Raw genomic sequence first — 21,531 nt, 5'->3', positions numbered from 1 at the left:
GTATATCCGGGGGTAACTTTGTTTGCAGGATTGATGGTTAAAACCCGGTCGCGCCTTTTCTGTCACCGTCTCGCGGCGGCGCTTATGCCGGCGCTGGTTATGTTCGCGGTCTCGGCGGCCCCGGCCCCGGCGGCGATTCCTGAGAATCCGGCGGCGGGTTCCAGAGATGACGCCGTTAAGGCTCCTGATCCGCTGGTGCGGCGCATTCAGGAGGCTTTGGCGGCGGCGAGGCGCTATTTCGGGCCGGTTGACGGCCGCTTTAACGCCGATCTGGACAGGGCGGCGCGCGCCTATCAGAAAGAGTCGGGCCTGAAGGTTGACGGCCTGTTGACCGAGGCGCTGGCGGATCATCTTGAAACAGGGGAAAAGGTGGGGGCGTTGCTTTTGCGTCTCGCCGGCGCCCGCAGCGCCAACATCGACGAAGCCAGACGGGCCTTGTTGAGCCGTCCGGCGACGCGGCGTCTTCTGGAAGGCGGCGACGAGCCTGTCGCCGATCCGACCCGCGACGCCGCGCCCTGTTTCAGCAATCCGACGGCGTTTTGTCTTCTTGCCGAGGCGGCGGAGAGCGCCATGGCGGTATTCAAGCCTGAAATGCGGGACTGGGCGCTCGGCGAGGTGTTGGCGGCGCAGGCCAAGGCGGGTCTGACCGAGGAGGCGATGGATTCGGCGCGGCGCATCCATGATCCGCGTCTGATTATGGTCGCCCTTCGCGACATCGCCAAGGCCCAGGCCGTAGCCGGACGCAGCGACGACGCCCTCGCGGCGGTGGAGATCATCCCCGATGCCCTGCGCCGGCTTGAGGCGCTGGAGGCGATTGCCTCGACCCAGGCGGAGCGGAGCGGGGACTCCGGCCTGAAGCCGACGGTGGAACGCTACCTGTCGGCATTGAAGGATATTGACGACGCCGGAAAACAGGTCGCCTTCCGCGCCCGTCTGGCGGAGATCATGAGTCGCTCCGGCGATAACGCGGCGGCGTTGTCGCACCTGACCGAGGCTGAAGCCTCGGCGCGGGCTATCCCGGAGGCGTCGCAACGGGGCGCGGCGCTGCGTCGCGTCGTCTCGGCAATAGCTGAAACCGGCGATCCGGAGCGGGCCTTGGCCCTGTTGAAGGAAGTTGACGACAAGGCCGATCACACCCCGGTTCTGGTGTCGGCGGCCACGGCGCGGATGCGCGCCGGCGATGCCGATGAGGCCTTGTCCATCGCCGCCGCCATCGAGGCGGAGCGCTATCGCGCCGTTATGCTGAGCAAGATCGCCGTTGCCCAGGCCGGGTCCGGCGACAGGGCGGCGGCGCAGAACACCATGGACAAGGCCTTCGTCGCCACCGGGGAAATCAAGCTTCCTTTTGCCCGTGACTATGCGTTCAGCCGCATTGCCCTGGCCATGATCGAAATCGGCGACAATGAATACGCGGCGGCGGCGCAAAAAGCCGGGAATATCGATGACGCCAAGCTGCGGGCGACCGTGTTGTGGACCATCGCCGGCAAACAGCGGCGCGCCGGTTTTGAGGAAGGGGCGGCGCTGACGGAAAAGCCGGCCGACGAGGCGACCGCAGCGATTAAAAGCTCACTCAGCCGGGTGTGGATGTTCTGCGACATCGCCGCCGGCCGGTTCGCGGACGGCGAAAGGGAAAGCGCCCGGACGGCTTTCGGACGCGCCCTGGCGGAGGCGAAAGACATAAAGAACGCCTGGGGTCGGGCGCGGGCGTTAAGCAAGGTCGCCTCGACCCTGATCGAATTATCTGTGGATAATGTGGAAAAACAGCCCTTCGAGTGACCTTGTTCCCGGCGGCGGTCTTCTCTAAAGTCAGACGGCGACGCGGAATCATCAGGGGGATGTGTTTCATGAACGAGTCTAAAAAAGCGCCGAAGGGTCCGCACGCCGTAACAGTCGAGGGCGGCGAGGAATATCATTGGTGCCGGTGCGGACAGAGCGCCGATCCGCCGTGGTGCGACGGTTCGCATAAAAGCACTCCATACAAGCCGGTCGCGTTTGTCGCCAAGAAAACGGAGACCGTTCATCTTTGCGGCTGTTTGAAGACTAAAAACACTCCTTTCTGCGACGGGACTCATAACAAGCCGTGAAAACATCCATAACATTCGCCGGGTTGTTGTCGGGCCTGATGCTGCTTCTCGCCGGGTGCGATACGGTCAGCGAAATGGTGGCCAGTCCCCCTCCGCAACCGCCTTGCCCGCCTTCTTCCGTTCTTGACGACGCGGCTACGGTCACCAGGTTCCGGGAAGGTCCGGGTCGGGATTTCATCGACATCGTCGCCGAGGGCAAGATTTCCGGTTACGGCGGCGGCTGCCATTACGATTTCGACATGAAAACGGGAGAAGCCCTCCTGACGGTGGAGGTCGCCGTCGAATTCGAGGCGCAACGCGGTTCCGCCGACAAGGATCGCAAAGCCATGTTCGACTATTTCATCAGCGTTGCCGACCCGGAACAGAATATTCTCAGCAAGGGGCTGTTCAACGTCGTGATCGACTTTCCCGAAAATCGCACCCGTCGCAACTTTACCGATAACAATCCGCCGGTAGTCCTGGAAATCAAGTTGAAGCCCGAACAGGCGGGCAAGGATTTCCATATTTTCATCGGTTTCCAGTTGTCTGAAAGCGAACTGGAATTCAACAGGCGTCAGCGCGAAATCGGGAGCGGCGTGAGAAAATGATCAAATGAGCGAAAGCGAGGGTCAAATCCTCAAGCGGAGTCCCCTTGACGCCTTGCATCGTGAGCGCGGCGCCAGGATGGTTCCGTTCGCCGGTTACGAGATGCCGGTGCAGTACAAGGAAGGCATAATCGCCGAGCACCTGCACACGCGGAAAGAAGCGGGGCTGTTCGATGTTTCTCACATGGGGCAGGCCATCCTGCGCGGCGACGACGCAGCGGCGGCGCTTGAGACCCTGTCGCCCGGCGACATTCAGAGCCTTTCCGTCGGCAAGTCCCGCTACACCGTGCTCACCAACGAGGACGGCGGCATTATTGATGATCTGATCGTCACCAACCATGCCAATCATCTTCATCTGGTGGTCAACGCCGCCTGCAAGGAAGGCGACTACAGGCACATCGTGTCAAGGCTCGAAGGGCGATGCGCCCTGGAAAAACGCGAGGACAGGGGGTTGCTGGCCTTGCAGGGGCCGGATGCGGCCGATGTTATGGGACGCCTGGCGCCGGCCTGCCGGCATCTGTTGTTTATGACTGCCGAATCCCTGAAAGTCGCCGGCGTGCCTTGTCTGGTCAGCCGCACCGGCTACACCGGCGAGGACGGATACGAGATTTCAGTTCCCGCCGAAGAGGCCGAACATCTGGCCCGTCTGTTGCTTGACGAGCCGGAAGTGAAGCTCATCGGCCTGGGCGCCCGCGATTCCCTGCGTCTGGAGGCGGGGCTGTGCCTGTATGGAAGCGATATCAACGAGACAACTACGCCGGTCGAGGCCGGCTTGACCTGGACCATTTCCAAGCGTCGCCGCGCCGAGGGGGGATTTCCCGGCGCCGGCGTTATCATCCGCCAGATCAACGAGGGCGTAGGCCGCCGACGGGTCGGCATCCGTCTTGAGGGTAAAATTCCGGCCCGCGCCCACGCCTTGATAACCGACAGGACCGGCGCCGTCATCGGCGAGGTCACCAGCGGCGGTTACGGTCCTTCCGTGGGCGGCCCCATCGCCATGGGATATGTAGGCGGCGAGTGCGCCGAACCGGGAACCGAGGTCAATCTTATGGTCCGTGACCGACCGTTGCCGGGACGGGTCGAGAAGCTGCCTTTCGTCGAACACCGATACGTCAAGAGATAGGAAAACCGATGACAACCAAATACACCAGGGAACACGAATGGGTCCGAATAGAAGGGGAAACCGGCATCGTCGGCATAACCGGATACGCGGAGGGGCAACTCGGCGACATTGTTTTTGTGGAACTGCCCGCCGTCGGAAAAATTCTGGATAAGGGCGAACAGGCGGCAGTCGTCGAGTCGGTCAAGGCGGCGAGCGAAGTCTATTCGCCCGTCAGCGGAAAGGTGGTCGAGGTTAATGCCGATCTTGAGGACAGCCCCGGCAACGTCAACGAAGACGCCACGGGCGCGGGCTGGTTTTTCACGTTGGAAATAAGCGACGCCGGGGAACTGGACGACCTTATGGATGAAGCCGCCTACAAGGAATATATCAAGGGCATCGAGTAGGTCTGATGCGTTACCTGCCGCTTACCGATGACGACCGTCAACGGATGCTGGCCGCCATCGGCGTCGGCGCGGTCGGCGATTTGTTTCGGGATGTTCCGCAAAGCGCGCTGTTGAAGACATTGGTCGATCTGCCCCTTCATCAGGGCGAGATGGAGGTGGAGCGGGCCTTCACCGCCATGGCCATGAAGAATCTCAGCACTGCCTGCGCCCCTTCCTTTCTCGGCGCCGGCGCCTACAGCCATCATATTCCGGCTGCCGTCGATCATATTATCCAGCGCAGTGAGTTCCTCACCGCCTATACGCCCTATCAGCCCGAGATATCCCAGGGGACGCTCCAGTATCTGTTCGAGTTCCAGACCCAGGTGGCGCTGATCACCGGCATGGATGTGGCCAATGCTTCTATGTACGACGGCGCCACCGCCTGCGCCGAGGCGGTGATGATGGCCGGGCGCGTCACCAAGCGGAACAAGGCGGTGCTTTCCGGCGGGTTGCACCCTCATTACCGGGAGGTTGCCGCCACCATGGCGCGTTTCGCCGGTTCGCGGGTGACGGCCGCCGCGCCCGATTGGAAAGGCGAGGAAGACTTGATCGGCTTGATCGACGTCGATACCTCATGCGTGGTGGTTCAGAATCCCGGATTCTTCGGCCATCTCCGGGACATGAGCGCCCTTGCCGAGGCCTGTCATCAGGCCGGCGCCCTGCTGGTGGCGGTGGTCACCGAGGCGGTGTCGCTCGGCGCCGTAAAGTCTCCCGGTTCGATGGGCGCCGACATCGTCGCCGGCGAGGGACAGTCATTGGGCAATCCGCTTAACTTCGGCGGCCCCACGGTCGGCTTGCTGGCGGCGCGCCACAAGCTGCTGCGCCAGATGCCGGGGCGGCTGGTCGGCGAAACCGTCGATGTTGACGGCAAGCGGGGGTATGTGTTGACCTTATCAACCCGCGAGCAGCATATCCGCAGGGAAAAGGCGACCAGCAATATCTGCACCAATTCCGGCCTGTGTGCACTGGCCTTTTCCATTCATCTTACTCAGCTCGGCGAGGTCGGGTTCGCCGGATTGGCCAGGCTCAATCACGGAGCGGCGGTGAAGTTGGCCGGCAAGCTGGGCGCCGTCGATGGGGTGGAGGTGCTCAACAATACTTTTTTCAACGAGTTCACCATGCGCTTGTCGAAACCGGCGGGCGGGGTGGTGGATGCGCTGGCGGAAAGGGGAATCCTCGGCGGCGTGCCGGTTTCCCGCCTTTATCCCGGAATCGCCGATGCCGAGTGTTTGTTGCTGACGGCGGCGACCGAGACCGCTACCGAGGCCGATATGGACGCCCTGGCCGAAGCGATGGGGGATATATTGTGAATAGCGGCTCCATCACCGGCAATCGCGGTCTGCAACTGGAAGAGCCGCTGATTTTCGAGCAGGATTCGCCCGGCGCTTCCGGCGTTGATCTGCCTGATGCGGGGGCGTTCGATGACCGCCTGGGCGGGCTTGGCCGCGAGGAAGCCATCGGCTTGCCGGGGCTGTCCGAGCCTCAGGTAGTGCGTCACTATCTGCGCCTCAGTCAGAAGAATTACTCTATCGACGCCGGGTTTTATCCCCTCGGCTCATGCACCATGAAGCATAATCCCAGACTCAACGAGAAAATGGCGCGGCTTCCCGGCTTTGCCGGTCTGCACCCTTTGCAGCCGGAGGCGACGGTGCAGGGGGCGCTTGAGGTGATTGATCTATGCGCCCATTGGCTGAAAACGCTCACCGGCATGCCGGCGGTGGCCATGTCGCCGGCCGCCGGCGCTCATGGCGAGTTGTGCGCCTTGATGGCCATTCATTCGGCGCTGGAGGATCGGGGCGATGCCCGCAAGGTGGTATTGGCGCCGGAATCGGCCCACGGCACCAACCCGGCCAGCGCCCATGCCTGCGGCTATGAAGTTGAATCCATTCCCGCCGATGATCGCGGCCGCGTCGATCCGGCGGCGTTGAAGAGCAAACTGAACCAGGATGTCGCCGCCGTTATGCTGACCAATCCCAATACTTGCGGACTGTTTGAAAACGAAATCCTTGATATCGCCGAGGCGGTGCACGGCAACAACGCCTTTTTCTACTGCGACGGCGCTAACTTTAACGCTCTCATCGGTCTGGTGCGGCCCGGTGACCTGGGCATCGACGCCATGCACCTGAATCTGCACAAGACATTCTCGACGCCCCACGGCGGCGGCGGCCCCGGCAGCGGGCCGGTAGTGTTCTCCGAGACTTTGGCGCCGTTTGCGCCGCTGCCATGGGTAGCGCATGGCGCGAACGGTCGGCGTTTGATCGAGGACGCCGCAGGCGCCGGGGGCAAGTCGTTGGGGCGGGTTAAGGGCTTTCACGGCCAGTTTGCCGTTCTCGTCAGGGCGCTGGCCTATATGATGAGCATGGGCGCGGACGGCTTGCGCCGGGTGGCCGAGGACGCGGTGCTGAACGCCAACTATCTGCTGGCGGAGTTGCAGGACGTGCTGAGCGCGCCGTTCGAGGGGCCTTGCATGCACGAGGCGCTGTTTGACGACGGCTTTCTTAAAGATACCGGCGTCACCACCCTTGATTTCGCCAAGGCGATGATCGACGAGGGGTTCCATCCGATGACCATGTATTTCCCGCTGGTCGTTCACGGCGCCCTGCTGATGGAGCCGACCGAGACCGAAAGCAAGGCCTCGCTGGACCAGTTCATCCATACGATCAGGAAACTGGCGCAGCGGGCCAGGAACGGCGACGCCGAATTTTTCAAGCAGGCTCCGAGATTAACCCCGCGCCGCCGTCTCGATGAAACCATGGCGGCCAGAAAACCCGTGTTGCGCTGGACGCCGCTCTAAAGCAGCCCGCCTTCGCCATCCATGTCGATGGTCGGGAATTCGTCGTCTTCCGTGGTGGCGAACAAGGTCGCCATGTAGGCGAACTCTTTGCGCAAGCCCCGGCGTTTCAGCAGTTTTTCCTGGGCCATCTCGGGCAGATCGGTAAAGCGGAAGGCTCCCTTCTCGATAAGCACGTCGATCAAATCTTCCAATATGCGAACGATGCTTAAATCGGATTCGATAAAGCTTGCGTTGATGGCGGCGGTTACCTGTTGCCGGCGCAGAAAATTGTCCAGCCGGGGGTCGAAGGCGTCGATTTCCACCAGACTGTCATCAATCATCTTGCCGAAGATAGCTTCCACCTCGCCGTCGGCGTCGAATCTGACAAAGGGCATAGGAGTTCTCTCCGCTAAGTGTTTCCTTCAATAACAATCGGACTTCCGATGATAAGGGGATCAGGCGCCTTTATAACCTTTGTGTTTTTGTCGGGGTAGGGAAGGTTATGCAGAAAATGCAATATGCAGTTGACGCGGGCGCGCTTCTTGTCGTCCGAGCGAATCACCGTCCACGGCGCGATATCGGTGTGGGTGCGGAGAAACATGGTTTCCTTGGCCTCCGTATAGGCGTCCCATTTGTTCAGGGATTCAATATCGACGGGGCTTAGTTTCCATTGCTTGAGCGGGTCTTTGCGCCGTGAGCCGAAGCGGCGAAGCTGTTCGGCGTGGCTGACCGAGAACCAGTATTTGAACAGGCGGTTGGAACTGGCGACCAGCATTTTTTCAAATTCCGGAACCTGGAGCATGAAGGCGTCGTATTCGCTTCGCTTGCAGAATTCCATCACCCGCTCGACGCCGGCGCGATTGTACCAGGAACGGTCAAAAAAGACGATCTCGCCGACCGTCGGCAGATGGCGGACATAGCGCTGGAAGTACCATTGGCCGCGCTCCGTCTCGGTCGGCTTTTCCAGGGCGACGACCCGTGCGCCGCGAGGATTGAGGTGCTCGGTGAAACGCTTGATGGCGCCTCCCTTGCCGGCGGCGTCTCTGCCCTCGAACAGGGCGATGACCTTCTCGCCGGTTTCCTTGACCCAGCGCTGCGCCTTCAGAAGCTCGATTTGCAGCTCCTGTTTGTGGCGCTCGTATTCCTTGCGCCTCATTTTCTGCTTGTAGGGATATTGGCCAAGCTCGTTCCACCCCGGGATTTTTTTATGGTCCAGTTTTTTGGGAACCTTCAGCTTCGGTCGGGAGACTATTCTTCTTTCCATTGATTATTCCGCCGGTGTTTTTGCGTCCTAACGCTATTGTTATGCACGATCGGCCGGATGAACAGGAAAATGTTGTCCTATTTTCCTTCCCGCCACCATGCCGCCGCCAGGCCGCCGATTACCAGGACGATGATCATAAAGCCGGACAGCACGGAAGTTTGCGCCGCCCCGGTGACGAGATAGGATTCATTGCGCCTGAATCCGAACCAGCCGCGTCCGGCGGCGTCAAGTCCGGGCCTGGTGCGCCTGAAGCCGGGAATGCCGTCGGCGATCCAGGCAATGCCGCCGCCGGAGGCCTTGGCCGGGGGCGTCAGTATTTCAGCCGTTGCCCTCAGGTCGGCCAACTCCAGGGGATTGAGGGCGCCGGCGACGGCCGGCGCCGTTGCGGCGCCGTCATTTACGCGATAGAGACCGGTCTCATCGACAGGCATTTCAGCCGTGGCGGTTCCATCTCCTTTGTCCTCAAGGCTCAACGTGCGCGTAGCGCCGGAGGGAGTGGTGACGGTTATCTCGGGGGTTTTTGCCGACAGGCTGCGCCGCTCGACGCCGAGATGTCCGTTCTTGACCTGCGCCCTGAGGCTTTCCTCCTCCAGGTCAGGCTCCTTCATCAGCCAGTGGGCGAGGCGGCGCATCAGTTCGCCGTGAGGGCCGCCGCCTTCAAAGCCGCGCGCCCACAGCCAGATATGGTCGCTCATGGTCTGGGCGATGCGTCCCTTGCCGACCCTGTCCAGCACCAGCAGCGGGTTATTATCGGGTCCGCTCATCAGTACGTTGCCGCTGCGTCTTTCCGCCTCGACCTGACGAAACCAGCGGCCCCAGGGAGGAGGCGGAAGAGCGGCGGTTACCGGATGACGCCGCCCGTCGGCGGTGAGTTCGGGGACGAAGCCGCGATTCATGACTCGGCCCGTCGGCGCGGCCGGCATCGTTTCGCCCAGGGAGGTCCTGAACAAGCTGTCCTGACCGGCAAACTCAGGCCCCGAAGCCAGCAGGATCGCCCCGCCGCCGTGCAGATAGTTCCTGATGTTGTCGATGTAGGGCGCGGGCAGCGCGTCAAGCATGGAGTAGCGGTCAAAGATGATGAGATCAAACTCCGCCACCTTGGTTTCAAACAGCTCCTTGACGGGAAAGACGATCAGCGACAAATCCTTCAACGGCGTGAAGTCGGCTTTCTCCGGCGGCCGCAGGATGGTGAAGTGAACCAGATCAATCGCCGGGTCCGACTTTAACAGATTACGCCATGCGCGTTCGCCGGAGTGGGGCCTGCCCGAGACCAGCAGCACGCGAAGCCGGTCGCGTACGCCGTTGATGACGACTGCCGCCCGGTTGTTAATGGTCGATAACTCATCCTGGCGAGATTCTACCTCCAGTTCGACCACCGTCTTGCCGGCGTGTTCAATGGGGAAAGTAAAGCGCTCGGCGGCGCCGATGGCGACATCGGCGGCAAACATCGACTTGCCGTCGATGCTCAGGCGCACCCGCGCCGTCTGTCCGCCGGCCTTGTTCTGATTATCTTCGATCCGATAAACGATGGTCGCCTCCTTGCCGGCGATGCCGTAGCCGGGGGCTTTTTCGACAACCAGACGGCGGTCGCTCTCGCCTCTTTTGCCGCTGAGCAGCACATGCACCGGGCCGGGTAACGGTCCATGGGGGAGATCGTGGACCTGACCGTCGGTTATCAGAACGGCGCCGGCGAAGCGGTTGCCGGGCAATTCGGAGGCGGTCCGGGCGAGGGCGGCGAACAGGCGGGTGCCGCCGTCTTTTTCGGTTGAATCACCGGCGCTCACCACCCTGACTTCCAGATTTTTGAACTGTGACAACGACAGCCGGACGGCCTCAAGCGCCGCCTCGCTTTGCGCCCGGCGTTCGCCTACCCGTTGGCTGTCGGAGCGGTCGATCACTACCACGGCTACGTCGTCCTGGGGGGTCCGTTCCTCGCGCACCACGCGGGGATTGAGCAACGCCAGCACCAGCGTCGCCAGCGCTACGCAACGCGGGATAACGCCACGGCCTTTTCGCAAGGCGGCTAACACCGGCAATAAAAAGGCCGCCGCCGCCGTCACGGCGATGAACGGCCAGGGAAGCAATAAGTCAAAACTGACGGCGGCGGTCATTTGCCCAGCCTTTCGAGTATCGCCGGCAGGTGAATCTGGTCGGCCTTGTAGTTGCCGGTCAGGGTGTACATCACCAGATTGATGCCGAAGCGATATGCCGACTCGCGCTGGGCCTCGCCTCCCGGCGTCACTGCATACAGGGGGCGTTGGGCGTCATCCATGGCCCAGGCGGCGGCCCAGTCGTGACTTCCGGCGATGATTGTCGAGACCCCGTCGTTGACTCTTTTGCCGGAACGCTCGACCCACACCGCGCCGCCGTTCCAACGTCCGGGGAAATCCTTCAGCAGATAGAAGGCGCGGGTCAGCACATGACCGAGCGTGATCGGCTCCAGCGGCGGAATGTTCAGCTTGGCGGCCAATTCTCCCAAGTTATATTCGCCGTCGCGGGTATCAAAAAGAATGACGCCGCCGTTTTGCAGGTAGGCATTGAGGTTGGCGGCGGCATCAGGCGGCAGCGGTTGCGGCAAGGAATCAATCGGCCAGTAAATCAGCGGGAAAAAGTTCAACTCGTCAAACTGCGGATCAACGCCCAGCGGCTCGCCCAGCTCAATCGCCGTGCGGCGATTGAGCATGACGCCCAGACCGGACAAACCGGCGCGGCTGATCTTGTCGGTGGCCTCATCTCCGGTCATCACATAGGCAAGATGAGTGGCGAGGACGGCGGCCATAGCCTTTTCATCCGTCGCGTCGGCCCCTGCTTTTCCCGCCGTCAGCAGCATCGCCGGAAACATTATCCATATCGCCGCAGCGCGAAGCAGGCCGCGTAGGAAAATACTGACGGCCAGATCGATCGCCGCCAATATCAGCGCCGACCCCAGCAGCAACGGCTTGAGACCGGTTTCGCCGGGCATATCGTAAGTCAGGGGGGTAATGCCGGGAGTGCGGAAAGGCCGGATATCGGGCAGATGACCGGCAAGATTCAAGGCGCGTTGCGCCGTCTCGTCGCCATAAAACCCCGGCGGATGGCCCGGCCCGGCGACTGTTTTATCGAAATTATCGGGGGAAATTGCCGGCAAAGCCGGCGGCGCCGCTTGCAGCCGTCCAAAGCCGTCTATGATTTGTCGCGGCATAAGCGGCGGTCCGTCCGGCTTGGTTTCTACGCCTCGGCTCAAATCAACGATGCGTCGCAGCATGTGGACGAACAGCCCGGAAAGCGGAAGGTTCGACCATGCCGGGGTGGATGTGGTATGGATCATGATCAGTCGGCCTATGCCCCGCTTTTCGGCGGTTACCAGCGGCGTGCCGTCTTCGAGGCGCACCCATGTTTCGGCGGCGAGGTCAGGCGAGGGCAAAGCCAGCACCTGGCGGCTAACCCTGACGTCGTCGGGTATGGCCAAGCCGAAAAACGGGCTGTCTTCGGCAAAGGGCGCCAATGCCGCCGGCTTGCTCCATGACATGGCGCCGCCGATGGCGCGTTCCGCGCCATTTATTGAACCATCGGCGAAGCGCACGGCGACGCCGCCGTCGGCGATCCATTTTTCAAGGATTTTGTGGTCGCCTTCCCCCGGCCTTTCGGAGTCGGTAATTATCAGGACGGACAGTTTTCTCTTCAATAATTCGGCAAGCGGGCCGCGACGGATTTCGGTGAACGGATCAAGGGCGCGTTCCAGGTAATACAGGCTGCTCAGCAACGGTTGACCGCTTCCCGGTTCTTCGGTCGAAACAAGCCCTACCGGCCGCCGCCGCCAACGCTCATCAATCAGCAACACGGCGGCGGCGGTGGTTTCGCCTTCGATCTCCAGGCGGGCCAGACGGTTGCGCATCTCCGTCGGCAGATCGAGCAGCGCTTCGCCGCGCTTGCTCTGAGGGGTAAAGACGACCTCGACGCTTCCCAGCAAATGGCCGTCATCGGCGACGGCGCGAATCCGGCGCGGCGCATCGGCCCCGGTCCCGGGGCGCATTGTCGTAATTATCAGCGCCGAGCCTTCCACGCGAGGCTCCAGCAGCGCGGTCGGCGCCTTTTCAGGCGGATCGCTGAAAATAGTCATCGTGTTCAGTTTTTGCAGACGAACTATAAGCTCTTCGGCGCCGCCTTCCTCCAGACCGTCGCTTAACCACGCCACATGGCCCGGCTGAATGTTATCAAGGCCGAACAGCGGCTCCAGCGCCGCCTTGCGGTCGGTAGGCCATGGCTTCGGTTGTAGCGCGGCCAGCGCCTTCCCGGCCTCGGCGGCGCGCATCATCAAGGGCAGCGGCGGTCCACCCGGCTCGGCGGGGGCGGTGGTGATGACGATTACCGGCTTATCCTGCCGCTCCGCCTGATCGACAAGACTGTTTAGTACCGACAGCCTTTTGCGCCAATCGGCGGCGGCGGCCCAGCCGTCGTCGATAATAAGGGTCAGCGGCCCCTGTCCTCTCAGCACGGTGGAGGCGTTAAGCAGCGGGTCGGCGGCGGCAAGAATAACCGCCGCCGCCAGCAGAAGCCTCAACAGCGCCAGCCAAGGCGGAGTCCCGGTCGGGACGGCGTCGCGCCGTTGCACCATTCCCAGCAGGCGCATCGGAGGGAAGCGAACGGTCAGCGGCGTCGGCGGGGTCAGGCGCAACAGCCGCCACAGCGCCGGCAAAAGCAGCAGAGCCGCCAGCGCCCATGGCTGGGCGAATGACAGGAGGCCGATGGAAAGCATCAGTTCCTCACCGATACAGACAGCGCCATGAACAAGGCGAGCAACGCCGTTTCGGGAGGCCGGTCGGTATGGTGGACGGCAAAACTCCAGCCCAGGGAGCGGGCCAGCGCCGCCAGCCCGTCATGGTGGCCGGCAAAAACCCGGCGGTAGTCTTCGCGTACGCTTTCCACCCTTGGAATTAGGACGGACTGCTCGCCCTCCATGCCTTGAAAGCGCACCCTTCCCGAAAACGGCAGGGTTTCCTCCGCCGGGTCCAGTATCTGCATCAGATGGCCGCGTACGCCGCGAGCGGCGAAAGCGGAAACAGCGGCTTCCACCTCCTCCAACGGCGACAGGAAGTCGCCGATAAGGACGATTCGTCCTTGGCGGGGCAGGAACTCAAAGGCGGGCAGGCCGGTCATGTCGTCAACTTTCTCCATCGCCTCGGCCAGATGGTTGAGAACGGCGCGCCCGGCAGTCGGCGGTCGTCCCGAGCCGAGCAGGGCTACATGCTCGCCGCCCCTGATCAGAAGCGAGGCCAGCGCCGGCAGCAGCAGCTTGGCGCGTTCCGCCTTGGACGGCAATTTCGTCGATGAACGGTAGTCCATTGAAAACGAAGCGTCCCTCCACAACCAAACGCTTTCCGCCGCCGCCCACTCGGTCTCGCGGATGTAAACGGGCTGGGACTTGGCCGACTGCCGCCAGTCGATGCGCCGGGCGGAGTCGCCCTGCTGATAGCGGCGGAACTGCCAGAAGGTCTCGCCTTGGCCGACGCGCCGCCGTCCGTGCACTCCTTGCGCGACGGTGGCCGCCACCCGCTCGGCGGCGACCAGCAACGGCGGGAACTTCGCCGCCAGCGCCTCGGCCCGGTGGTGATTGTCCCTATGCCGGGAATGATGTTTATCGGCGGCCATTAGACCCTATGCAATGGTTTCGCACAGTCTGTCGATGACGCCGCTGATGGTGACGCCGTCGGCGCGGGCGGCGAAATTAAGAGCCATGCGGTGACGCAGCACCGGGTGGGCCAGCGCCGGCACGTCATCGACCGACGGCGACAGCCTTCCGGTAATGACGGCCTTGACCCGGATCGCCAGCATCAGCGCCTGGCCGGCTCGCGGCCCCGGTCCCCACGAGACGTTCTTTTTAACGTCATCCAAGGGTGAGGTCTCCGGGCGTCCGGCGCGCACCAGTTGAAGAACGGCGTCGGCGACGCTCTCGCCCACCGGCACATGGCGGATCAGGGCCTGGGCCTTGAGCAATTCCTTGTCGGTCATCACCCGTGATGGAGTTCTGGAGCTTGGTCCGGTGGTGTCGGAGATGATTCGCCGTTCCGCCTCCGATTCCGGATAATCGACATCGACCTGCATGAAAAAGCGGTCAAGCTGGGCCTCGGGCAACGGATAGGTTCCCTCCTGCTCCAGCGGGTTTTGAGTGGCCAGCACATGGAAAGGGCTGGGCAGGGAGTGGTAATGGCCGGCTACCGATACCCTGTGCTCCTGCATCGCCTGCAACAGGGCCGACTGGGTGCGCGGGCTGGCCCGGTTGATTTCATCGGCCATCAAAAGCTGGCAGAACACCGGCCCGTTGATGAAGCGGAAGGAACGTTTGCCGGACTCGGATTCTTCCAGCACTTCCGAGCCGAGAATATCGGCGGGCATCAGGTCCGGGGGGAACTGCACCCGCCGTTCCTCCAGCCCGAAGACGCAGCCCAGCGTTTCCACCAGCCGCGTCTTGCCCAGCCCCGGCACACCGATCAACAGCAAATGTCCGCCGGCCAGCAGGGTGATCAGCGTCTCTTCAATCACCCGTTCCTGTCCGAAAATAATCCGCCCTATTTCTTCGCGGGCCTTGGCGATGTTCCCGGCCAGGGCGTCAATATCGGCGACAAGCTTGTCGGCTGATTCGTTCATGGCAATCCCCGATCATTGGGCAGAGGCCGATCATAAAACAATCGGCCCGTCGGCGGTAGCCATGATCTTATACCAGCGGCTTTAAAGAGTGATTCATCGTCAGTGGGTAGAGAAAAATTCCTCCCCCTTGCTTCAAGGGGGAGGTCAGGAGGGGGTAAGAGTAACCTCCCCTTGCCCCTCCTTGGTAAGGAGGGGAAAGTGCTGAGGTAGCTATGGGTCAATAATTATTGCCATCTGGATTGCTTCGCTCTGCTCGCAATGACGGCGAACCGCTAAGTCCTCAGTATACCGCCGGTAGCCGTTTCAATAGCGGCGATGATTTTTTTGGCGACGGCGTCGATTTCGGCGTCGGTGAGGGTTTTCTCGACAGGCTGCAAGGTGACGTTGATCGCCAGTGATTTCTTGCCCGCGCCCAGGGCGCCGCCGGAAAACACATCGAACACGCGCACTTCGGCGATCAGGTTCTTGTCAACCGTCCTGGCCGCCTGCAACACGCCGGCAGCAGTTACGCTCTCATCCATCACGAAGGCAAAATCGCGCCACAGCGGTTGCAGCGATGACAGTTTCAAATAGGGCTTGGCGGCGCTTTTCCTCGGCTTGGGCTTGGGCAGATTATCCAGGTACACCTCGAACCCGGCAACCGGCCCTTTGACGCCCATCATGGAAAGCGTTTTGGGATGAATCTCGCCGAATGCGGCCAGCACCGTCTTGGGACCAAGTTGCAGGACGCCCGAACGTCCGGGGTGATACCAGGACGGGGCCTCGGCTTTCACCTGCGCCTTGTCTGCGTCCAGGCCCAGCGCCTCGATCACCGCCAAGGCGTCGGCCTTGGCGTCGAAAGCGTCCACCGGACGCGACGGCTCCGCCCAGTTCTTGTGTCCGGTTCGACCGGAGCGCACCCCCGAAGCCGCCGTTGCCTGATCTGCGGGAGCATCGCCGGAGTACTGGGGGCCGATCTCGAAAAGAGCGGCATCAATGATTCCCCGGTCGGCGTTGCGTCCGCAGGCGGCGATTAAATTCGGCAAAATGGACGGACGCATTACATCCAGGTCGCTGCTGATGGGATTGACCAGACGGATGGACGGCGGAACGCCGCCGAACAGGTCGGCTTGTCCGGACGACATGAAGGAAAGAGTGACCGCCTCCACCAGCCCGCGTTCGGCAAGCGCCCGCCGGGCGGTGGAGCGACGGCGATATGCAGGTGAAAGAGGCGGACGGGGCAGCGGTTCCATGGGAACCGTCGGAATTCGATCATAGCCGTGGATGCGCACCAGTTCCTCGATCAAATCGGCTTCGCCGACGATGTCCATGCGCCACGACGGGGCGCCGACGCGGTAGTTTTCACCATCCTGCTTTAGCGTGAACCCAAGCACGTCCAGAATCCGTTTTACTTCGTCGACAGGAATCTCGACGCCGCATAGTCCCTTAAGGCGTCCGGGACGGAACAGGATTTCGCGGCGCCATTTCGGTTCGTCGCCGGCGATAACCAATTCCGATGCCTCGCCGCCGCAGAGGTCGAGAATCAGACGGGTGGCGATCTCCATGCCGTCGATGAGAAAGGCCGGATCGACGCCGCGCTCGAAACGAAAGCGGGCGTCGGAAATCAGATTGAGCTTGCGTCCCGTCGCCGCCGTGCGCGCCGGATCGAAATAAGCGGCCTCGATGAAAACATCGACGGTTTCCTGCGTGCATCCCGTCTTTTCGCCGCCGATAACGCCGCCCAGCGCCATTGCGTCTTTGTCGTCGGCAATGACCGTCATTTCGGGGTCCAGCTCATATATCCTGCCGTCAAGGGCATGCAGCATCTCGCCGGAATGCGCCGGACGCACATGGATGTCGCCGACAAGCTTGGCGGCGTCAAAGACATGCAACGGCCGGCACAGATCCATGGTCATGAAGTTGGTGATGTCCACCAGGGCTGAAATGGGACGCAGCCCGACCGCCAGCAGGTTGTCCTTGAGCCATTTGGGGCTTTCGGCGTTTTTTACCCCGCGCACATGGCGACCGATAAAATAGGGACAGGCGTCTTTGAAATCCAACTTCACTTTGATCGGGCTTTGGTAGGTTCCCGGCGTCGGGGTCAGGTTCAAGGGCTTGAGCGTCCCCATTCCGGACGCCGCCAGATCACGGGCGATGCCGCGAACTCCCAGGCAGTCGCCCCGGTTGGGGGTGATTTCAATATCAATAACGGGGTCATCAATGCCCATCACGGCGGCGACCGGCGCCCCGAGCGGAGCGTCATCGGGCAATTCGACTATGCCCTCGTGTTTTTCGCCGAGGCCCATCTCGCGTTCGGAAAGCAGCATGCCGTTGCTTTCCACCCCCCTGATTTTGCATTTATTCAAGGTGAGGTCGAGGCCGGGGATATAGCTTCCGCAACCGGCGAAGACGCCCATCATGCCGGTCCGCGCATTGGGCGCGCCGCAGACCACTTCCACCGTTTTCGAGCCGGTATCGACCTTGCATACCTGGAGCTTGTCGGCGTCGGGGTGTTTTTTCGCCTCAAGGACGCGGGCGGCGACGAAGCCTTCCAATCCCTTGGCGCGATCAATCACGCCGCCTACTTCGAGGCCGATCATAATCAGTCTCTCGACGATCTCGTTTATCGAGGCGTCGGTATCCAGATGTTCCTTGAGCCGGCTTAGAGTGATCTTCACCCGTTCATTCCTCCGCCTATTGAATGGATGTCCGGCGTTGAAAATCCATAATGCCTGAGCCAGCGCAGGTCGGATTCAAAGAACGTCCTGAGATCAGGTATTCCATACTTCAGCATGGCGATGCGCTCGATGCCGAGGCCGAAGGCAAAGCCCTGGTATTTTGTGGAGTCGATGTTGCAGTTCTCCAGCACGTTGGGGTTGACCATGCCGCACCCCAAAATTTCCAGCCAGTCGTCGCCGCGTCCGATGCGGAACTCGCCGCCTTGGCGGGTGCATCCGATGTCCACTTCCGCTGAAGGCTCGGTGAAGGGAAAATAGCTGGGGCGGAAACGCACGGGCAAGTCATCAACGCCGAAAAAAGCCCGGCAGAACTCAATCAGACAGCCCTTAAGGTGGCCCATGTGGGTGTTCTCATCGATTACCAGGCCTTCCACCTGATGGAACATCGGCGAGTGGGTGGCGTCATAGTCGCAACGGTATGTCCGTCCCGGAACGATGATGCGGATGGGAGGCTTGGTTTCAAGCATGGTGCGGATTTGCACCGGCGAGGTGTGGGTTCTCAACAGCTTGCGTTTATCGCCGTCGGCGCCGGGAAGATAGAAGGTGTCGTGCTCCTGACGCGCCGGATGGTCCATGGGGATGTTAAGCGCCGTGAAGTTGTGCCAGTCGGTCTCGATGTCCGGCCCCTCGGCTACGGACAGCCCCATTTCGCCGAAAATGGCGATCACCTCGTCGATGGTGCGGCTGATGGGGTGAATGCGTCCCTGGGATTGCGGGCGCACAGGCAGCGTTATATCGATTCGTTCTTCCGCGAGCCGAGCGTCCCACGCCGACGATTCCAACTCGGCCTTGCGCTTTTCAAGAGCCGTGGTGATGGTGTCTTTGAGAGCATTGGCTTTTTGACCGGCGATTTTACGTTCTTCGGGCGGCAGCCCGCCGAGGCTCTTGGTCAGTTGCGTGATCAAGCCTTTTTTGCCCAGCAGCGTGACCCGGACGGACTCCAGGCCGGCGAGGTCGCCGGCGGCGGCAACCATTTTCAGAGAATCGGTCAGCTCGTCTTCCCAGCTTTCCATCTTTACTTCCCAAACAATAAGGGAGCCGTACCCCGGGGGCCGGCTCCCTAATCAAAACCGAAACGTCATCTGCGGTTAAGCGGTCTTGGCGAGAGCGGCCTGGGCCTGATCCACCAACGCCTTAAAAGCCTCCGGTTCTCTGGTCGCAATATCCGACAGCACCTTGCGGTCGAGTTCGATCCCGGCCTTCAGCAAGCCGTTCATGAACTGTGAATAGGTGATTCCGTTACCACGCGCTCCGGCGTTAATGCGCTGGATCCACAGACGGCGAAACTGGCGCTTGCAGGTGCGACGGTCGCGGTAGGCGTATTGCAGAGACTTCTCGACCCGGCCCGTGGCGATGCGGAAGTTGGCGTTGGGACGGCCACGAAAGCCTTTAGCCCTGTCAACTACCTTCTTATGGCGGGCGTGCTTGGTAACGCCTCTTTTAACTCGCGGCATATGTGTCCTCCCTCAGCCGTATGGTAAATAGGTCTTGACGATGCGGGCGTCGGCGTCCGACAGAATCATGGTGCCGCGCGCCTGGCGTTTCATCTTCTGGGACCGCCTCCTCAGCATATGGCGGAGTCCCGCCGGGCTTCCCCGTACCTTGCCGGTCGCGGTGAGGCGAAAGCGCTTCTTGGCGCTGGACTTTGTTTTCAGCTTGGGCATTTTGCGTTCCTTTCTTTAAGGGGCGTCCTGATGAGCGGCTGGGCATGCCCGTCTATAGCCGCACCGCTCTTATCTAAGGCGAAGGCGAGGGTTATAACTACAGCCTGCGGCGATTGCAAGGCAGTGTGCGTAATTTACCTGGGCGCGATGAGCATTATCATCTGGCGGCCTTCCAGTCTCGGATGCTGCTCGACCTTGGCGATCTCGTCCATATCCGCTTGGATACGTTTAAGAAGGTTTCCTCCCAGTTCCTGGTGGGACATTTCGCGCCCCCTGAAACGTATGGTCAGCTTGACCTTGTCGCCTTCGTCGATAAAGCGCCGGGCGTTGCGCAACTTGACATCGTAGTCATGGATATCAATGCCGGGACGCATCTTGATTTCCTTGATTTCGATGACATTCTGCTTCTTCCGGGCCTCGTTCTTTTTCTTCTGTTCCTCGTACTTGAACTTGCCGTAGTCGAGGATTTTGCATACCGGAGGATCAGCATTGGGAGACACTTCGACCAAGTCGAGGCCGACCTCGAAGGCCATCCCTATTCCTTCTTCCTTGGTAACGACGCCGACCATTTCACCATCGGCATCGACGACGCGGACATTCCTGGATTCTATCATCTCGTTGACGCGCGGACCTTTCGGATCCGGCGACTGGCCGTTAGGGGATCTCGCTATTTAAATTCTCCTTTTGTTAGTGACTGCGCGCATTCCGGCGACGATGCTTCTTTGACAAGTCTAGCAACTGCCTCCGTAAGTGCAACAATTTCTTGATCTTTGCCGCCGAGGCGTCTGACGGCGACGGTTTTGTTCTCCGCCTCGCGGGCGCCGACGACCAGTATCACCGGCGTCTTGGCGTGGCTGTGTTCGCGTATTTTGTAGTTGATCTTTTCGTTGCGCAGGTCGATCTCGCTTCGCAGGCCCGCCGCTTCCAGCGCCGCCTGCACTTGAACGGCATAGTCGTCGGAATCGTTGGTGATGGTGGCGACCACTACTTGCCTCGGCGCCAGCCACAGCGGAAAGTGACCGGCGTAATTCTCGATGAGAATGCCGATGAACCGCTCGAACGAGCCGAGGATGGCCCGGTGCAGCATCACCGGGCGGTGTTTGGCGCCGTCCTTGCCGATGTAGGCGGCGTCCAGTCGTTCGGGCAGAACGAAGTCCACCTGCAAGGTTCCGCATTGCCAATTGCGGCCGATGGCGTCGCGCAGCACGAATTCCAGCTTTGGTCCGTAGAAGGCGCCTTCGCCGGGGTTGATCTCAACCGTAAGCCCGGTCTCGGCGACGGCTTCCCTGAGGGAGGCCTCGGCCTTGTCCCATGTTTCGTCGGAGCCGGCGCGCACATCGGGCCGGTCGGCGAACTTGATGACCACTTCCGTAAAGCCGAAGTCTTTGTAAACGTCCAGCAGCAGCGTGCAGAAGGCCCTGGTCTCGGCGGTGATTTGTTCCTCGGTGCAGAAGATGTGGGCGTCGTCCTGGACAAAGGCGCGAACCCTCATTAGTCCGTGCAGCGCGCCGGACGGCTCGTTGCGATGGCACGAGCCGAACTCGGCCATGCGGATCGGCAGGTCGCGGTAGCTCTTGGCGCCGTGGCGGAATATCTGCACATGGCAGGGGCAATTCATCGGCTTCATCGCCAGCACTTTGTCTTCGGCTTCGACGGTGAACATATGCTCGCGGAACTTTTCCCAGTGTCCCGAGTCTTCCCACAGCGAGCGGTCAACCAGAAGCGGCGTGTTTACCTCGACATAGCCGTTTTTCTCCAGCCGCCGCCGCATGTAATTTTGAATGGTGCGATACAGAGTCCAGCCTTTGGCGTGCCAGAAAGCGGCACCGGGGGCGATATCCTGCAGATGGAACAGCTCCATCTCCCGGCCCAGCCGCCGATGATCCCGCTTTTCCGCCTCCTCCAGCAGATGCAGGTAGTCCCTGAGTTGCCTGGCGTCGAGCCAGGCGACGCCGTAGATGCGTTGCAGCATGGCGTTGCGGGAATCGCCCCGCCAGTAGGCGCCGGCCAGTTTCATCAGCTTGAAGGCTTTGCCCACCCTGCCGGTTGACGGCAGATGCGGACCTCGGCACAGATCGACGAAATTTCCCTGGCGGTAGAGGGATACTTCCTCTCCCTCGGGCAGGTCGGAAATAATCTCCGCCTTGTATTTCTCGCCCAGGCCCTGAAAAAAGGCGATGGCCTTGTCCCGGTCCCACACTTCGCGGCTGATGACCTCGTCGCGGGCGACGATTTCCCCCATTCGCGCCTCGATCTTTGCAAGGTCGTCAGGATTG

General features: G+C 61.4%; 19 protein-coding genes (1 of these 19 cut by a window edge). 7 read left to right on the top strand and 12 right to left on the bottom strand.

Annotation, left to right across the window (positions count from 1 at the left end):
* Positions 1–33 precede the first annotated feature (33 nt).
* Genes A3H92_00635 through A3H92_00605 form a run of 7 tightly spaced genes read left to right on the top strand, consistent with a single transcriptional unit; the run spans position 34 to position 7,007 of the window.
* Complete coding sequence (locus tag A3H92_00635; GenBank protein OHC76103.1) at positions 34–1,776, top strand: hypothetical protein; 1,743 nt, start codon at positions 34–36, stop codon at positions 1,774–1,776.
* Between the two features lie 59 nt (positions 1,777–1,835).
* Positions 1,836–2,084, top strand: coding sequence for a hypothetical protein (locus A3H92_00630; protein ID OHC76102.1), 249 nt, complete (start codon positions 1,836–1,838; stop codon positions 2,082–2,084).
* Complete coding sequence (locus tag A3H92_00625; GenBank protein OHC76101.1) at positions 2,081–2,671, top strand: hypothetical protein; 591 nt, start codon at positions 2,081–2,083, stop codon at positions 2,669–2,671. The genes A3H92_00630 and A3H92_00625 overlap by 4 nt, the downstream gene beginning before the upstream one ends.
* A 4-nt stretch (positions 2,672–2,675) precedes the next feature.
* Entirely contained in the window at positions 2,676–3,791 is a 1,116-nt protein-coding gene (gene gcvT / locus A3H92_00620; protein ID OHC76100.1) for a glycine cleavage system protein T, read from the top strand.
* An 8-nt stretch (positions 3,792–3,799) separates the two neighbouring features.
* Positions 3,800–4,174 carry a glycine cleavage system protein H gene (locus A3H92_00615; protein OHC76099.1) on the top strand — a complete coding sequence of 125 codons (375 nt, stop codon included), beginning with the start codon at positions 3,800–3,802 and terminating at the stop codon, positions 4,172–4,174.
* Positions 4,175–4,179: 5 nt separating this feature from the next.
* Positions 4,180–5,523, top strand: coding sequence for a glycine dehydrogenase (aminomethyl-transferring) (locus tag A3H92_00610; protein OHC76098.1), 1,344 nt, complete (start codon positions 4,180–4,182; stop codon positions 5,521–5,523).
* Positions 5,520–7,007 carry a glycine dehydrogenase (aminomethyl-transferring) gene (locus A3H92_00605; protein OHC76097.1) on the top strand — a complete coding sequence of 496 codons (1,488 nt, stop codon included), beginning with the start codon at positions 5,520–5,522 and terminating at the stop codon, positions 7,005–7,007. The genes A3H92_00610 and A3H92_00605 overlap by 4 nt, the downstream gene beginning before the upstream one ends.
* On the opposite strand, the gene A3H92_00600 is transcribed toward A3H92_00605, so the two are convergent.
* From A3H92_00600 to A3H92_00545, 12 genes are all read right to left on the bottom strand, one after another.
* A complete protein-coding gene (locus A3H92_00600; GenBank protein OHC76096.1) occupies positions 7,004–7,381 on the bottom strand; it encodes a hypothetical protein in 378 nt (125 codons plus the stop codon). The genes A3H92_00605 and A3H92_00600 overlap by 4 nt on opposite strands.
* A gap of 14 nt (positions 7,382–7,395) precedes the next feature.
* A complete protein-coding gene (locus tag A3H92_00595) occupies positions 7,396–8,220 on the bottom strand; it encodes a polyphosphate kinase 2 (protein OHC76118.1) in 825 nt (274 codons plus the stop codon).
* Between the two features lie 107 nt (positions 8,221–8,327).
* Positions 8,328–10,361, bottom strand: a complete 2,034-nt coding sequence (locus A3H92_00590) for a hypothetical protein (protein ID OHC76095.1) — start codon at positions 10,359–10,361, stop codon at positions 8,328–8,330.
* Positions 10,358–12,985, bottom strand: a complete 2,628-nt coding sequence (locus tag A3H92_00585; protein OHC76094.1) for a hypothetical protein — start codon at positions 12,983–12,985, stop codon at positions 10,358–10,360. Before A3H92_00585 ends, A3H92_00590 begins: the two co-directional genes overlap by 4 nt.
* Complete coding sequence (locus tag A3H92_00580) at positions 12,985–13,878, bottom strand: hypothetical protein (GenBank protein OHC76093.1); 894 nt, start codon at positions 13,876–13,878, stop codon at positions 12,985–12,987. Before A3H92_00580 ends, A3H92_00585 begins: the two co-directional genes overlap by 1 nt.
* 6 nt (positions 13,879–13,884) lie before the next feature.
* Complete coding sequence (locus tag A3H92_00575; protein OHC76092.1) at positions 13,885–14,874, bottom strand: AAA family ATPase; 990 nt, start codon at positions 14,872–14,874, stop codon at positions 13,885–13,887.
* A 272-nt stretch (positions 14,875–15,146) separates the two neighbouring features.
* The gene (locus A3H92_00570; protein ID OHC76091.1) at positions 15,147–17,531 is read right to left on the bottom strand and encodes a phenylalanine--tRNA ligase subunit beta; all 2,385 of its coding nucleotides are present in this window, start codon (positions 17,529–17,531) and stop codon (positions 15,147–15,149) included.
* The gene (locus tag A3H92_00565) at positions 17,528–18,604 is read right to left on the bottom strand and encodes a phenylalanine--tRNA ligase subunit alpha (GenBank protein OHC76090.1); all 1,077 of its coding nucleotides are present in this window, start codon (positions 18,602–18,604) and stop codon (positions 17,528–17,530) included. The genes A3H92_00570 and A3H92_00565 overlap by 4 nt, the downstream gene beginning before the upstream one ends.
* Before the next feature lie 75 nt (positions 18,605–18,679).
* Positions 18,680–19,045 (bottom strand): 50S ribosomal protein L20, encoded by a 366-nt coding sequence (locus A3H92_00560; protein OHC76089.1) that lies wholly within the window; start codon positions 19,043–19,045, stop codon positions 18,680–18,682.
* A 12-nt stretch (positions 19,046–19,057) separates the two neighbouring features.
* Positions 19,058–19,255 carry a 50S ribosomal protein L35 gene (locus A3H92_00555; GenBank protein ID OHC76088.1) on the bottom strand — a complete coding sequence of 66 codons (198 nt, stop codon included), beginning with the start codon at positions 19,253–19,255 and terminating at the stop codon, positions 19,058–19,060.
* Between the two features lie 134 nt (positions 19,256–19,389).
* The gene (locus A3H92_00550) at positions 19,390–19,869 is read right to left on the bottom strand and encodes a translation initiation factor IF-3 (protein ID OHC76087.1); all 480 of its coding nucleotides are present in this window, start codon (positions 19,867–19,869) and stop codon (positions 19,390–19,392) included.
* Positions 19,870–19,922: 53 nt separating this feature from the next.
* Positions 19,923–21,531: the 3' portion of a threonine--tRNA ligase gene (locus A3H92_00545; protein OHC76086.1), read on the bottom strand. Its footprint extends 335 nt past the window's final position; 1,609 of the gene's 1,944 nt are visible here — the last part of the coding sequence; the start codon falls outside the window, past its right edge; its stop codon occupies positions 19,923–19,925.

It is taken from the genome of Rhodospirillales bacterium RIFCSPLOWO2_02_FULL_58_16 (assembly GCA_001830425.1).
In the GTDB taxonomy this organism is placed as follows: domain Bacteria; phylum Pseudomonadota; class Alphaproteobacteria; order Rhodospirillales; family 2-02-FULL-58-16; genus 2-02-FULL-58-16.
The sequence above is the reverse complement of the archived record's forward strand: the minus strand, read 5'-3'. Positions and strand labels throughout refer to the sequence as shown.